Origin of the sequence: Streptomyces sp. NBC_00358, from assembly GCF_036099295.1 — a bacterium.
Lineage (GTDB): Bacteria > Actinomycetota > Actinomycetes > Streptomycetales > Streptomycetaceae > Streptomyces.
The window spans coordinates 1465387-1480581 of the sequence record NZ_CP107976.1; the positions used below are offsets into that span (position 1 = coordinate 1465387).

The 15195-nt window shown below is 72.1% G+C and carries 11 protein-coding genes; 7 read left to right on the plus strand and 4 right to left on the minus strand.

Annotation, left to right across the window (positions count from 1 at the left end):
- The first annotated feature begins 10 nt into the window (after positions 1–10).
- Positions 11–1390: a glycoside hydrolase family 43 protein gene (locus tag OHT01_RS06165; RefSeq protein WP_328552097.1), complete on the plus strand. Its 1380-nt coding sequence runs from the start codon at positions 11–13 to the stop codon at positions 1388–1390.
- 31 nt (positions 1391–1421) lie between these two features.
- Positions 1422–2771, plus strand: a complete 1350-nt coding sequence (locus OHT01_RS06170; RefSeq protein WP_328552098.1) for a jacalin-like lectin — start codon at positions 1422–1424, stop codon at positions 2769–2771.
- Positions 2772–2918: 147 nt separating this feature from the next.
- Here the strand turns inward: OHT01_RS06170 and OHT01_RS06175 are convergent, their stop codons facing one another.
- Entirely contained in the window at positions 2919–3470 is a 552-nt protein-coding gene (locus OHT01_RS06175; protein ID WP_328552099.1) for an RNA polymerase sigma factor, read from the minus strand.
- A 46-nt stretch (positions 3471–3516) separates the two neighbouring features.
- Between OHT01_RS06175 and OHT01_RS06180 the strand changes: the two genes are divergently transcribed.
- The 3 genes from OHT01_RS06180 to OHT01_RS06190 all read left to right on the plus strand — a co-directional run bounded on the left by OHT01_RS06180 (position 3517) and on the right by OHT01_RS06190 (position 7285).
- Positions 3517–4920, plus strand: a complete 1404-nt coding sequence (locus OHT01_RS06180; RefSeq protein ID WP_328552100.1) for a serine/threonine-protein kinase — start codon at positions 3517–3519, stop codon at positions 4918–4920.
- Between the two features lie 144 nt (positions 4921–5064).
- Positions 5065–5820 carry a DUF4232 domain-containing protein gene (locus OHT01_RS06185; RefSeq protein WP_328552101.1) on the plus strand — a complete coding sequence of 252 codons (756 nt, stop codon included), beginning with the start codon at positions 5065–5067 and terminating at the stop codon, positions 5818–5820.
- A 217-nt stretch (positions 5821–6037) separates the two neighbouring features.
- Positions 6038–7285 carry a hypothetical protein gene (locus OHT01_RS06190; protein ID WP_328552102.1) on the plus strand — a complete coding sequence of 416 codons (1248 nt, stop codon included), beginning with the start codon at positions 6038–6040 and terminating at the stop codon, positions 7283–7285.
- A gap of 40 nt (positions 7286–7325) precedes the next feature.
- Here OHT01_RS06190 and OHT01_RS06195 read toward each other — a convergent pair whose 3' ends face one another.
- From OHT01_RS06195 to OHT01_RS06205, 3 genes are all read right to left on the minus strand, one after another.
- Entirely contained in the window at positions 7326–9437 is a 2112-nt protein-coding gene (locus tag OHT01_RS06195) for a ricin-type beta-trefoil lectin domain protein (protein ID WP_443043358.1), read from the minus strand.
- 559 nt (positions 9438–9996) lie between these two features.
- A complete protein-coding gene (locus tag OHT01_RS06200) occupies positions 9997–10965 on the minus strand; it encodes an aldo/keto reductase (RefSeq protein ID WP_328552104.1) in 969 nt (322 codons plus the stop codon).
- Positions 10966–11044: 79 nt separating this feature from the next.
- The gene (locus OHT01_RS06205) at positions 11045–11818 is read right to left on the minus strand and encodes a nuclear transport factor 2 family protein (protein WP_328552105.1); all 774 of its coding nucleotides are present in this window, start codon (positions 11816–11818) and stop codon (positions 11045–11047) included.
- 213 nt (positions 11819–12031) lie between these two features.
- On the opposite strand from OHT01_RS06205, the gene OHT01_RS06210 reads away from it, so the two are divergent.
- Entirely contained in the window at positions 12032–12532 is a 501-nt protein-coding gene (locus OHT01_RS06210; protein ID WP_328552106.1) for a methylated-DNA--[protein]-cysteine S-methyltransferase, read from the plus strand.
- Positions 12533–12758: 226 nt separating this feature from the next.
- Entirely contained in the window at positions 12759–15113 is a 2355-nt protein-coding gene (locus OHT01_RS06215; RefSeq protein ID WP_328552107.1) for an excinuclease ABC subunit UvrA, read from the plus strand.
- Positions 15114–15195: the final 82 nt, after the last annotated feature.

Below are 15195 nucleotides of genomic sequence, written 5' to 3' on the forward strand. Positions count from 1 at the left end.
GGAGACCGGCATGAACGACAGTCCGCTTCGGCCGTCACGGCGCGTCGCGCTCGGGGCGATGGCCGGCCTCACCGCCGCCTTCGCCCTCGGCACCCCGGCCGCCCGCGCGGCGGCCGCGACGGCCTATGTGATGGGCTACTTCACCGAGTCCCCGAACGGTGACGGAGCGGACTACGGCCTTCATCTGGCCGTCAGTCCCGACTCCCTCCAGTGGACGCCGCTGAACCAGAACAAGCCGGTCGTGACCCCGGCCGGCGGCACCGGCGGACTGCGCGATCCCTTCATCCTGCGCAGGCAGGACGGCACGTTCGTGGTACTCGCCACCGACCTCAAGGGAACCGACTGGACGCTGCAGAGCCAGTACATCCATGTGTGGGACTCGGCCGATCTGCGCTCCTTCAGCGGTTACCGCCGGCTGAAGCTGCACGACATGGCCACCCACAGCTGGGCCCCCGAGGCCTACTGGGACGCGGGGCGGGGCCAGTACGGGATCGTCTACTCCGCGGTCGACTCCAGCGGCCACAACGTCATCATGGTCAACCACACGTCCGACTTCGTGACGGTGTCGGCGGCGCAGGTGTTCTTCGACCCCGGCTACGACGTGATCGACGGCGATCTGGCCGTGGGCGTCAACGGCGTCAACTACCTCTATTTCAAGAAGGACCAGACCCTGGTGGGCGCCCGGTCGACGTCCCTGGACCCCGGCAGCTTCACCGTGTTCAGCACCCCGGTCGCGCACGGCGGCACCGAGGCCCCGATCCTCGTCAAGTCCCAGTCGACCGCGACATGGTTCCTCTGGGGTGACACCTACACGCCCAACGGGGTCTTCTACGCCTGGCAGTCGGCCGACCTCGCGAGCGGCACCTGGACGGCGGTCGACCAGCGCCTGTACACCCAGCCGCTCAACTCCAAGCACGCGGGCATCCAGCCGATCACCACGGCGGAGTACGACAACCTCCTCGCCGCATGGGGCGCTCCGGCCTGGAACCGGCTCAAGTCCTACAACTATCCGGCGCGTTACGTCCGGCACTCCAACTACGTCGGCCGGATCGACGAGTACCCCTTCGACCCGTACACGGACTCACAGTGGACGCTGGTGCCCGGACTCGCCGATTCGGCGGGCGTCTCGTTCCGCTCGGTCAACTACCCGACGCGCTACCTGCGGCACAGCGACTACCGGATGGTGCTCGACGTCGACGACGGCACCACGACGTTCGCGCAGGACGCCACCTTCCGGCGGACGGCGGGCCTGGCCGACACCTCGTGGTCGTCCTTCCGTTCCTACAACAACCCGGACCGATACCTCAGGCACGCGAACTACGTGCTGCGCATCGATCCGGTGTCCACGTCCACCGACAAGGCCGACGCCACCTTCCACGTCGGTTCCTGACGCCCCTTCGTCCCCGGGAGACACACCCCCCATGTCCCCTCTCCGCAGACTTCTCGCCGGTACGGTGGCCGCGGCCGCCGCACTCGGCGGACTGACCACCGCGGCCTCCCCCGCCTCGGCCGCCGACTCGGGCACGTTCAGTGTGCTCAGCTACAACGTCGCCGGGCTGCCCGACGGCATCTCCAGCGCACCGACACCCCGGCAGGCCGCCACCACGGCGATCGGCGGACTCGTCGCCCCCTACGACATCGTCCATGTCGAGGAGGACTTCAACTACCACGCGGCCCTGTACGCGGCCGACACCGCGCACCCGTACCGCACCCCCACCAGCGGCGGAGCCGGGGTCGGCAGCGGGCTCAACACCCTCTCGAAGATCTCCTACGACACCGACGACTTCGAGCGGGTCGGCTGGAACTCCTGCCAGATCGACTCCGGCGACTGCCTCACGCCCAAGGGCTTCACCTTCATGCGGGAACGCCTCGCCGAAGGCGTCTACGTCGACTTCTACAACGTGCACACCAACGCGGGCACCAACGACGGCGACCTCGCCTCCCGCGCCGACAACCTGAACCAGCTCACCGCGTTCATCGGCACCCACTCCGCGGGCAACGCCGTGGTCGTCATGGGCGACACGAACACCCGCTACACCCGCTCCGGCGACACCATCGCGGAGTTCGGCGCCGCCAACGGCCTGACGGACGCCTGGGTCCAGCTCGTCCGCGGCGGCACCCCGCCGGCCAAGGGAAGCGACGCGCTCGTCTGCGACCAGAGCGGCACCACCGTGCCCGACACCTGCGAGGTCGTCGACAAGATCCTCTACCGAAGCAGCAAGCTCGTCACGCTCGACGCGACGAGCTACCACAACGAGCACACGCGCTTCCTGACCTCCGACGGCCTGATGCTCTCCGACCACGACCCGATCACCGCGTCGTTCACCTGGTCGCGCAGCGCGGCCTTCCAGCTCAGCGACCAGTTCGGCGGACCGCACGGCGACTACTTCAACGACATCACCGGGGTAGCGGCCGGCGCCCGCGCCACCAGCGTCTCCCTGAGCAGCGGCGCTCGGGTCGACCGGATGGGGCTGACGCTGAGCGACGGCACGGCGTTCGCGCACGGCGGCACGGGCGGCACCGCCTCCGCGCTGACACTGGGCAGTGGCGAGTACCTGACCTCCGCGCAACTGTGCGAGGGCGTGAAGGACGGCCACACCCGGATCTTCTCCACCAAGTTCACCACGAACCTCGGCCGGACCCTGGCCGGCGGTACGACGACCTCGGACTGCGTGACCCGAACGGCGCCCGTCGGCACGCAGATCGCCGGATTCCACGGCCGCGCGGGCGACGAGGTCGACAAGATCGGCTTCATCTACACCCAGCGCTGACCGTTCGGCACCGAACCCCTTGCGCCGAACCCCTTGCCCGCCGGGCCGTCGGACCCGGCGGGCAAGGGGCCGCGGGCTGCCCGTCAGCGGGCATCGAACTGCCAGGGACGGACCGCCGGTTGGCGTCGGACACCCAGGACCTGACCGTCAAGAGGCGTCGGACAGCCAGGGCCTGACCTTTCTGCGCGCCTCGTGCAGACGGGACTTGAGCGTGCCGAGCGGAACGCCCACGCGCTCGGCGACCTCCGCGTACTCCAACTGGCAGATGTCGCGGTAGACCAACGGCGCCACCAGGTGCGGATGTTCACGCTCCAGGCGCTCCAGCGCCTCCAGGAGGTCGATCCTGGAACCCGCGATGACACTCGTCGTGCGCGGATCGACGTACCGCGTCGCGTCGATCGCCTCCGGCCGCTCGTCGGCGCGCCGCTTCAGCTCGCGGTACTTCTGCCGGGCGCAGTTGGCGACCACCGTGTAGAGCCAGGTGCTGAAGCGGCTGCGCCCCTCGAACGTCGTGATCCTGCGGGCCACTTGGAGCAGGACGTCCTGGGCCGCCTCCTCGGCGTCCTCGCGGCACGGCAGGAAGCGTCCGCACCGCCGCACGACCTCGGGCCGGACCTGCCGGAGCAGCACGTCGAGTGCCGCCGGGTCACCGGCGGCCGCCCGCAGGGCCAGCTCCTCGGTCTCCGCCGCGTCCCGCACCGGGCGCTCCCCTCGCTGTCGATCAGAGGCCAGGCATGATAGTCGCATGCACTCCCTGGAGCGGATCGGCCGCTACCGCCTGGAACGGCGCCTGGGCGCCGGTGGCTTCGGCGTGGTCTGGCTCGCCCACGACGACATCCTCGACGCGACGGTCGCGGTCAAGGTGCTCTCCGAGAACTGGACCGACCGCCTCGACATCCAAGAGCGCTTCCTCTCCGAGGCCCGGCTGCTCCGCAAGGCCGACTCGAACCGGGTCGTCCAGGTCTACGACATCGGTGAACTCCCCGACGGCAGGCCCTACTTCGTCATGGAGTACGCCGACGGGGGCACCCTCGCCGACCGGATCGAGGCCGGGCCGCTGCCTGTCGCCGAGGCGCTGCGGCTGACAGCACTGGCGGCCCGGGGCGCCGCCGCGCTGCACGAGGCCGGGATCGTGCACCGCGACATCAAGCCGTCCAACGTGCTGCTGCGCACCACGCCCGGGGGAGCGGACCGGGTGCTGCTGGCCGACCTGGGGCTGGCCAAGAGCCTGGCCCAGGCCTCCGGACTGACCATCGCGGCGGGTTCGGCCGGCTACACCCCGCCCGAGCAGGCCCAGCCCGGCTCCGGGATCGACGCGCGGGCGGACGTGTACAGCCTCGGCGCCCTCGGCCATCACCTCCTCACCGGTGCGGTGCCCGGCCCGCCCGGCAGGGTCGAGCGCCCCGACCGGCTCCGTACGGACCTGGGAGCGGACGTCGGGCGGGCGCTGCTGCGCGCCATGGAACCCGACCGGGAGCGGCGCTGGCCCAGCGCCACCGCCTTCGCCGAGGAACTGGACCGGCTGGCCGAACAGGCCTTTGAGGGAGGCGTACCCGGGTCCCCGCGGACCCGGCGCCCGCCGCGGACCCGGCGCAGGGCGTTCCTGGCGCTGACCGGCGGGATCGTGGCCTGCGCGGTCGGTGCCGCCGCCGTCCTGCTGACCCACCAGTCCACCGCGAAGACCCTCCGCGTCCAGGACAGCACGGGCCGGGTCACGGTGGAGGTACCGGCCGCCTGGGGCAGGCAGGTGCGCGCCTCCGGGTGGAACCCGCGGTCACTGGGCCTCGGAGCGGGCGCGGAACCCGGTCTCGTCGTCGCGAACGACCTGGCGCGCTGGCAGGATCTCGGCTCCGGCGTCGACGGGGCCTTCGTCGGACTCGGCGGACACGGCGACGTGACCGGCCGGGTCCGCGCCATCACGCACACCGGATGCCACTACGCGGGAAGTCGCGCCTACACCGCGGAGCGCTGGCACGGGCTGATACGGACCTGGGACGGCTGTCCGGGCGCCGACGGGTCCCTCACCGAGGCGGCGCTCACCGCGACCGGCGGCGCCGGACAGGCCCAGGTGTACGTCCAGATCCGCCAGGAGAGCGGCGACGACGACACGGCCGACCGGGTCCTGGGCTCCGTACGCCTCAAGGGCTGATGCTGTGGGCCGGCGAACCCGCCGGAACTCACCGGCCGGTCCCGCGAACTTTTCGGCCCCGGGGCGCATCCGAGGTAGTGACGGGGCACAACGCGCCGTGCGCACGTACGAAGAGCGCGTGCGGAATATTCAAGGAGTGGTGACATGTCTACTTTCCGGCGTGCGGCGAACCCGGACCGGACCGGCGCGGTGTCCCCGCACCGCGCTTCACCCGCCGCCCGGCGGGCCGCGCTGGTGGCGGGTGTCGCGCTGCTGGGTCTGCTCACCGCCTGCGGCAACGGCACCCCGCAAAGCTCCCCCAAGAGCCTCCCCGGCACGGCCGAACCGGCCTCCGGCGACACGGGCACGAAGACGTCGTCCACCGGCCCGTCCGCGAGCGCCCCTTCGAAGACGTCGGGGACAGGGACGGGAACAGGCACCGGAACGAAGACGGGGACGGGGGCCGTCACGGCCTCGGCCTCCTCGGGCGCCGCCGCCGGCGGGAGCCGCTGTCACACCTCGGAACTGCGCGCCTCGGTCGGCCGCAACGACCCGGGAGCGGGGCAGGAGAACTTCCCCGTCGTCCTGACCAACCGCTCCGGGCGCACCTGCACCGTGCGCGGTTACCCCGGCGCGGCGTTCGTCGACGCGTCCGGCAAGCAGCTCGGTCCCGACCCGCGTCGGTCCTCGGGCACGCCGACGACGGTCACGCTGGCACCGGGGCACAGCGCGTGGTCGGGCCTGACCTTCTCCAACCCGGAGATCAGCGGGGCCCATACGGCGACGCCCGCCTCGCTGATCGTCACACCGCCCGACGAGAGGGACTCCCTCACGGTGACCTGGACGGGGGGCACGGTGCCCGTGTCCGGCAACTCCTCGTCGGTCTTCCTGACGGTCGTCCGCCCCGGCAGCGGCGTCTGACCGCACCCGCGGGACGGCCGTCCCGCATCCCCCGGACCCGCCACCCGTCCCCCAGGTGGCGGGTTTGTCACTGAACGGCAACAGGTGCCGGTAGGCGCGACCTTTTCCGGAATTCCGCGCATCCCACGGATTGACGCACCCCGTGAACGGCGCGTCGCACGGACGAAGGTGCCGGCCGCACGACCCCGGCCGGCACCGGGAACAAGGGGGATGGATCATGAGCGGTTTCTCACGCAGGCGGCTGCTGGCCGCGACGGCGTCGGCGGGCGCGCTGGGCGCACTGACCGCCTGCTCGGCCAACGACTGGTCCGTGGGGAGCGGCGGCGCCGGCTCGGCGCCGCCCCGGCCCGTCAGGAAGATAGGCGACGGCTCCACCGCGGACACCGGAGTCCAGCCGAGGCAGCCGAAGGCCGAGCGCCTCAAGCCCGGCGAACGCCCCCCGCAGTTCGTCGTGTTCTCCTGGGACGGCGCGGGTGAACTCAGCAACAAGCTGTTCTCCCGCTTCCGCAAGGTCGCCGCCGACCACGGGGCGTCGATGACGTTCTTCCTCAGCGGCATCTACACCCTGCCCGAGTCGAAGAAGCACCTCTATCAGCCGCCGCAGCACCCCGTCGGCGCCTCGGCGATCGGCTATCTCTCCGACCGGCACATCCACGCGACGCTCCAGCAGATACGCGCCGCCTGGCTGGAGGGCCACGAGATCGGCACCCACTTCAACGGTCACTTCTGCGGCCCGGACGGTGTCCGGCGCTGGTCGCCCGCCGAGTGGCGCAGCGAGATCGAGCAGGCGAAGAGGTTCGTCACCGAGTGGCGGACCAACACCGGCTTCACCGACCTCGAACCGCTGCCCTTCGACTACGACAAGGAGCTGACCGGCGGCCGCACTCCGTGCCTGGAGGGGCAGTCGAATCTGCTGCCGACCGCCGCCGCTCTCGGCTGGAAGTACGACGCCAGCTCACCCGGCGGCCTCCAGATGTGGCCCGGGAAGGTCCAGGGCGGCAGGATCTGGGACTTCCCGCTCCAGTCCATCCCCTTCCCCGGTCACTCGTTCCAGGTCCTGTCGATGGACTACAACCTGATGGCCAACCAGTCGAACGCGAACCCGCTCGGCGACCGCGCCCAGTACGCCGCCTGGCGCGCCCAGGCCCGCGACAGCTACCTCGCCGGCTTCCGGCGGGCCTACGAGACCAACCGGGCCCCGTTCTTCATCGGCAACCACTTCGAGCGCTGGAACGGCGGCATCTACATGGACGCCGTCGAGGAGGCCGTCGGCCGCATGGCGGCCCACGACGACGTCCGTATGGTGTCCTTCCGCCAGCTCGTGCGGTGGCTGGAGGCCCAGGACCCCGCGGTCCTGCGGAAGTTGCGCACACTCGTTCCCGGACAGGCGCCGGTGGGCGGCTGGGCCGAGTTCCTGGGCACGGCCGGTTCGGCCGCCTCGTCCCCCGGCACCGCGACCTCCTGACGGGCGGCCCGGGGACAGCGGCCGGTCGGGGCCCACGGGGTCACCGGCGGCCGCCCTGGCCCCCTCCGCCGAACGATCCGTCACCGCCGGCACCGGAGCCCGTACCGTATCCGCCGGTCCGGACCGAGCCGTCGCGCCCGTCCCCCGCGCAGAAGGAGAGGGAGCAGGTGCCGTCGGACGGGGCCGTGGACGACGCGGTCGGATCCGGAGCCGACGGTGTCGCGGTGGGCGTCCGGGTGGCGGTGGGGGCGGGCGTCGCCGAGGACGTGGGCCGGCCCGAGGCCGCTGAGCCCTTCGCGTCGCCGGTCGTGGAGTCCCAGTTGACGACCTGGAGTTGGAGCGAGGGGGACGAGGCGTCGAGCGTCCAGTGCTGAACGGGTTCGTCCGTACGGAGTTTGAGGACGAGCGCCGACTCTCCCCGGGCCGACGCGGGCGCGAGAGCCAGATCCTGGTTCCATCGCGGCACGAGCATGCCCTGGAGGGTGAAGTCGTAGCGGACGTTCTTGGCGCCGGGCCGCGACGGGCCCGTACAGGGGGCCAGTTGGACGGAGTAGCCCAGGTGCGAGTCCAGGCACAGACCGGGGTGGGCCGCGTCGCGCAGCAGCCCGTCCGGCGCGTACGACCACTCCGTCGCCGACTCCGACGAACAGGAGACGAGCCGGGTCTCCGCGCCCGCCACGGGCGCGTGTCCCGCGATACCGGCACAGAGCCCCGTCGCGGCGTTGCGCAGCCGCCCGCGCACGGTGCCGTCCTGCTGCTCGCCGGTCCCGACCCAGGACGAGTTGGTCCCGGGACTCGACGCCGCGGAGGCGTGGGCTCCGTCGGCCGTGCCGCTCTTGCCGTCGGGGCCCGGATCGGACGCCCACAGGACCAGCGGGACCAGGATCAGCGCACTGACGGTGAGCACGGCGAGGGCGATGTTCCGGCGCCCGGGCGCACGCCGGGGTGCCTTGTGCCCGGTGGCTCCGCGGGACGGGCGTGTGCCCGCGCCGGAGCGGGAGACGCCCCGGCGGGAGGAGCGCGCGCCGCCTTCGGGGGCGGACGCGGCGCGGCGGGACGGGCCGTCCGGTCGCGGCGCCTCCTCCTCGCGGGCGGCGGACGGAGTACCCGTGTCCGGCGCGGCGGCCCGCGGGGCGCGCGGGGGGAGGCCCGACGGCGATGGGTGTACGGCGTCGGCGTCGGGCCGGAACTCGACGATGTCGGCGGGCTCGGGGGCCCGCCCGGTCCCGGACGCCGTCGCGCTCCGCGCGAAGGGCGAGCCCTCGGCGGGCCGGCCGTTCCCCTGTTCCCCGGCCGCCTCCGCGCCCGCCGCGGCCCGTGCCCGGCGCTTGGCCACGTAGGCGCGCGCACCCCAGCCGAGCACGGCCTCGGCGAGCGGGACCGCGAGGTCGCCGTTGAACTGGCTCAACTGGTCGGCGGCGTGACGGCAGTGGCCGCAACCGTCCATGTGGGTCCGCAGGTCGGGGTCGAGAGCGACTCCGCCGCGCCGGAAGGAGACGTCGAGCATCCGGTGGTAGCGGCGGCACTCCTCCCCCGGGGCGAGTTCATGGTGGATCTCCAGACAGCCCTGGCGCAGGCGTTCCCTGGCCCGGTCGAGCTCGGCGACCGCTTCCTCCGGGGAGATTCCCAACAGGGCCGCGGGCACGTGCGGTTGCTCGGCCTCGGCCTCCGCGTGCCAGAGCAGACAGCGGGCCGGTTCGGGCAGCCGCTGGAAGGCCCGGGACATCAGGCGCCTGCCTTCCGGCGGAAGCAGCCGGCCGGCCGGCCGCCCTTCACGGTCCTCCCGGTCGGCCTCGGCGAGGAGTCCGGGGTCGAGCAGTTCGCGCCGCGGGTCCGTGAGCCACTCGGCCGCCATGCGGCGGACGGTGACGAGCAGTTGGGGCCGCCACGCGGCGCTCGGACCGCCCTGGTGCAGCGAATCGCCGAACAGGCGGGTGAATGCGGCGGTGGTGAGCATTCCGGCGGGACGCACCCCGGCCGTGCACAGCCGCGCGTAAGAGAACACCGCCTCCCAGTGGCGGTCCAGGAGTTCTCCGACGGGATAGTTCGCGGGCGCGCCACCCTGGCTCTTCAGCTCGGCCGCGAGCCGCTCATCCGATACATCGAACGAGCGGTCGGAGTCAGACGAATGAGACAGCGTTCCGTCATTCACGTCCGCTTTCCTCCCAAAGGTAGCGTGCAAATAGTCCATACCAATGGGTATGTAGACCGCCCGGCGAGGCCGGAGGATCTGCCCATGGGGGGAACGCCGCGAACGACCACCCCTGTCGGCCGTTTCGGGCGAGGAGGGGGCGGGCGCGCCGCACGCACGCAGAACGAAGCCAATATTGTCTGCACGCCGACAACGCTCACCTTTGCACAGGGCGGCGAGCGGTAACAAGCGATCCCGGATTTTCTCCTAATGCGGCGCGGCCCCGGATTTTGACCGAATGTCAGTCAAGCTCGCGCTAAAAGGAATTCGGAAACCGGGGGCCTCTACCATCCGTCCCGAAGTCTCCACAATGGGAGCGCTCTCACGCGCTCATCCGAGCACCTTTCCGCACGGAATTCCTGTCACGCGGGTACTCCTCCCCGAGGTTCCGTCCGTTCGCCGCGGAGCCGTCCCCGGCGGCCGCCGGCCCGGCGACGGCCGGTATCCCGGGCGGCGTCCGGGTGGACGGAGGCGCGGCGGTCGCCGTCCGGGGACCTGCGGGGGGGGGTGGGCGCGGGCGTCAGTGGCCGCTGATCCTTCGGGGCGAGTACGGCTGCTCCAACGCCTCGGTCTCCTTGTCCGAGAGTTCCACGTCGAGCGAGGCGACCGCGTCCTCGATGTGCAGCGGCTTGGTGGCACCGACGATGGGCGCCGTCACGGCGTCCCGCCGCAGCAGCCAGGCGAGGGCGATCCTGGCGCGCGGCACCTGCCGCTCTGCGGCGATACGCGCGACCGCGTCGGCGATCTCGCGGTCGCCGTCCTGGTACAGGTTCCGGCCGAACGTGTCGTTGCGGCTGCGCGCCGTGGCCGTGCCCCAGTCACGGGTGAGCCGGCCGCGGGCGAGCGGGCTCCACGGCAGGACACCGACCCCCTGGTCGGCGCAGAGCGGCAGCATCTCGCGTTCCTCCTCGCGGTAGAGGAGGTTGTAGTGGTTCTGCATCGAGACGAAACGGGTCCAGCCGTGCAGCGTGGCCGTGTACTGCGCCTTGGAGAACTCCCACGCGTACATCGAACTCGCCCCGATGTAACGGGCCTTGCCCGCCTTGACCACGTCGTGCAGGGCCTCCATGGTCTCCTCGACGGGGGTGCGGCGGTCGAAGCGGTGGATCTGGTAGAGGTCCACGTGGTCGGTGCCGAGACGGCGCAGCGTGTTGTCGATCTCCGTCATGATCGTCTTGCGGGACAGACCGCGGCCGTTGGGCCCCTCGTGCATCGCGCCGTGCACCTTGCTGGCGATGACGATCTCGTCGCGGCGGGCGAACTCGGCGAGCGCCCGGCCGACGATCTCCTCGCTGGTGCCGTCCGAGTACACGTTCGCCGTGTCGAAGAAGGTGATCCCGGCCTCCAGGGCCTGGCGGATCAACGGGCGCGAGGCCTCCTCGTCGAGGGTCCATTCGTGGACACCTCGGTCGGGCAGGCCGAAACTCATGCAGCCGAGGCAGATCCGGGAGACGTCCAGACCCGTCGAACCGAGCTTCACGTACCGCATGCTCACTCCTGCTCTCGCTGCCGGTGGGGGTGGGGAGATCCGAGGACAGATCCCTGCCCGCCGGGGGCGGCCGACAGCCCTACTCCGCGGGGGCTTCCACGTCGTCGTAGACCCGCGCCGACGCGATCAGGCCATCGCCGCCCCGGGCGCAGACCGCGAGGCCGGGCTGCGGCGGCAGGTCGTTCCGGCCCCAGTGGTCGCAGATGTACTCGAACGCGCTGCGCGTGCCGTCCTCGGTCACGGTGCACAGCTTGAGCGGGATGCCGCCGCCCGCGGAGAAGAAGGCGTCGTAGAGCTCGGTCAGCTCCTTGGTCCCGACGTGCCGGTACACGTCGTCGGACGGGCCCCGGAAGGATCCGTCCGGTGCGAAGGCGGCGACGACGGCCTCGGTGTCCCCCGCGTCGACGGCGGCCTTGAACGCGCCCACCACGTCGGAGGCGTGCGCCTGGGGGTCCGGCAGCACCATCGGACGGCGGACCACGTGCCGGCCGAGCAGCGGCAGCCGGGAATGGTGGATCCGCACCGGCAGCGCGGAGGCCGGGTCCACCGCGGCGGCCACGGGCAGCCCGATGCGCTCGCCCTCCGGGCCCTCCAGGTGGACGACCCATTCGCCGACGGCCCGCCCCTCACCGAGCGTGGTGGCGATCTCCTCGATCTCCACCTTCCGCTCCGCCCGCCAGGTGTCCTGCACGGCCAGCCAGGCGGCCAGGACACCGACACCGCTGATCCGGCCCGCCTCGGGGTCGTCGAGGGCGACGGGCACGGTGGCCGACGCCGGGTCGCGCAGCGCGTCGGCCAGCTCGGCGGCGCCGAGCCGGTCGACGAGGTCGGAGATCTGCGGGATCCAGACCATGGGGACTCCTGGGCCGTGCGGAGTGGTCGACTTCGATCGTGTGCCCGTACCGCCCCCGGCGCGACCTCAGCGGCCGGGAACGGTGACGCGCCGTGCCGTACGGGCCCCGTCCCGACCGCTCAGCGCTCTGTCCGAATCCCGCCGGACGGAATGCCGCGCGGGAGGCACTGTTGAGGGTGCACACGCTGTGAGACCTCGGAAAGGACCGGACCGATGACGGTCTACACGACCATGGACAGCCCGCTCGGCCGCCTGCTGCTGGTGGGTGAGGAGTCGGTCACCGCCAAGGGCGGCACCGCGCTCGCCGCGCTGTCCGTGCCGGACCAGAAGTACGGCGCGGTCGTCCAGGAGGGCTGGCGCGAGGACCCGGACGCCTTCCGGGAGATCGTCTCCCAGTTGCGCTCGTACTTCGACGGCCGGCTCACCGCCTTCGACATCGAGTACGTGTCGAGCGGCAGCGACTTCCAGCGGCGCGTCTGGAAGGCCCTGGAGAACATCCCGTACGGCACCACGCTCAGCTACGGCGAGGTCGCGGCGCGGATCGGCGCGTCCCGGGCCGCGGTCCGTGCCGTGGGTACGGCGATCGGGGCGAACCCGCTGCTGATCGTCCGTCCCTGCCACCGCGTGATCGGCGCGAGTGGGGCGCTCACCGGCTACGCGGGCGGCCTGGAGCGCAAACGACAGCTCCTGGACCTGGAGACCGTGCCCTCCTGACCGGCTCGGACGCGTCCGGCGGTCCCGGTGGCGCCGGACGCGTACGGACCGCCCTCCCGGGAGCCCGCCCGCCCAGGGACCCGGGAGTCCGGGAGCCCGCGGGCGCCTCCCCCGGGTCGCGGGACCGGCCACGGCCTAGAATCGTGGGGTTTGCCCCGTGCCCCATCGACGCCCAGGCCGCGGCCCGCCGGCCCGCGGCACCGGGCCGCCCCCAGGAGTCCCGCCGATGCCCAGCCCCGACGGCCGCCCCCACGACTCCCACGTCCGCGTCCGCGGTGCCCGGGAGCACAATCTGCGGGGTGTGGACGTCGACATCCCGCGTGACGTGTTCGTGGTCTTCACCGGGGTCTCGGGGTCCGGGAAGTCGTCGCTCGCCTTCGGGACGATCTACGCGGAGGCACAGCGGCGGTACTTCGAGTCCGTCGCCCCGTACGCGCGGCGGCTGATCCACCAGGTGGGGGCGCCGAAGGTCGGGGAGATCACCGGACTGCCGCCCGCGGTGTCCTTGCAGCAGCGCCGCTCGGCGCCCACCTCGCGCTCGTCGGTGGGGACGGTCACCAATCTGTCCAACTCGCTGCGGATGCTGTTCTCACGGGCGGGAGAGTATCCGGCGGGCGCAGAGCGGCTCGACTCGGACGCGTTCTCTCCGAACACGGCGGCAGGGGCGTGCCCCGAGTGCCACGGACTCGGTCAAGTACACCGTACGACGCAGGAGTTGCTCGTCCCCGACCCGTCGCTGTCGATCCGTGAGGGCGCCATCGCCGCGTGGCCGGGGGCCTGGCAGGGCAAGAACCTGCGGGACATCCTCGACGCGCTCGGCCACGACGTGGACCGGCCCTGGCGCGAACTGCCCGCCGGGGAGCGGGAGTGGATCCTGTTCACGGACGAGCAGCCGGTGGTCACCGTGCACCCGGTACGGGAGGCCGAGCGGATCCAACGCCCCTACCAGGGCACGTACATGAGCGCGCGACGCTACGTCCTGAAGACCTTCTCCGACACGAAGAGCGCCACCCTGCGGGCCAAGGCGGAGCGGTTCCTCGCCGCTGCTCCCTGCCCGGTGTGCGGCGGCGGCAGGCTGCGGCCCGAGGCGATGGCGGTGACGTTCGCGGGGCGGAACATCGCCGAACTGGCCGCGCTGCCGCTGGTCGAACTCGCGAAGTCCCTCACGGGCGACTCCGAGACCGCGCGTGTCCTGACCGGGGACCTCACCTCCCGCATCGCGCCCGTCGTCGAGCTCGGCCTCGGCTATCTCAGCCTCGACCGGGCCACCCCCACCCTCTCGGCCGGCGAGCTCCAACGGCTGCGGCTGGCGACCCAGTTGCGGTCCGGTCTCTTCGGCGTGGTGTACGTCCTCGACGAGCCGTCCGCGGGACTGCACCCGGCGGACACGGAGGCCCTGCTCACCGTGCTGGAACGCTTGAAGGCGGCGGGCAACTCGGTGTTCGTCGTGGAGCACCACCTCGATGTGGTGCGCGCCGCCGACTGGCTGGTCGACGTGGGTCCGCACGCCGGGGAGCACGGCGGGCGGGTCCTGTACAGCGGTCCCGTCACCGGTCTGGCAGAGGTACCGGAGTCCGCGACGGCCCGATTCCTCTTCGACCGCTCTCCCGTTCCGGAGCGCCCGGTGCGACGGCCCGTCGGGCAGGTGAGGGTCGGCCCGGTGACCCGGCACAATCTGCGCGGGGTCACCGCCGAGTTCCCGCTCGGCGTGTTCACCGCGGTGACGGGGGTCTCCGGCTCCGGGAAGTCCACGCTGATCGGCGAGGTGACCGAGGAACTGGCGGGCGTGGGACGGCTGGTCAGCGTCGACCAGAAGCCCATCGGCCGTACGCCCCGCTCCAATCTGGCGACGTACACGGGGCTGTTCGACGTCGTACGCAGGGTGTTCGCCGGAACCGAGGGAGCGAAGGCCCGCGGCTACGGTGTGGGGCGGTTCTCCTTCAACGTGGCCGGCGGGCGCTGCGAGACCTGTCAGGGCGAGGGCTTCGTCAGTGTGGAGCTGCTGTTCCTGCCCAGTACGTACGCCCCGTGCCCGGACTGCGGCGGTGCGCGCTACAACCCCGAGACCCTCGAAGTGACGTACCGGGGACGGAACATCGCGCAGATCCTGGATCTGACGGTCGAGGCGGCGGCCGGGTTCTTCGCCGGGACGGACACCCCGGCGGTCTCGCGCAGCCTCGGCACGCTGCTCGACGTGGGCCTCGGCTATCTGCGACTCGGCCAGCCCGCGACGGAGTTGTCGGGCGGTGAGGCCCAACGCATCAAATTGGCGAGCGAGTTGCAGCGGGCGCGAAGGGGGCACACCTTCTATCTGCTCGACGAACCGACGGCGGGACTGCATCCGGCCGATGTCGAGGTACTGATGGGCCGGTTGCACGGCCTGGTGGACGCCGGTCACACCGTCGTGGTGGTGGAGCACGACATGACGGTGGTGGCGGGCGCCGACTGGGTCATCGATCTGGGCCCCGGCGGCGGTGACGAGGGCGGCCGTGTCGTGGCCGCCGGCCCACCTGGACAGGTGGCGGCGGCACATGGCCGGACGGCCGCGTATCTCGCCCGAGCGCTCGGACGCCTCCCCTAGCGACATCCCAGGAGGCCGGAACCGCCCCGGAGGCTGAACCGGCGAACACCGCGGCCACAGGCACGCGCCGGCCCCCGCGGGC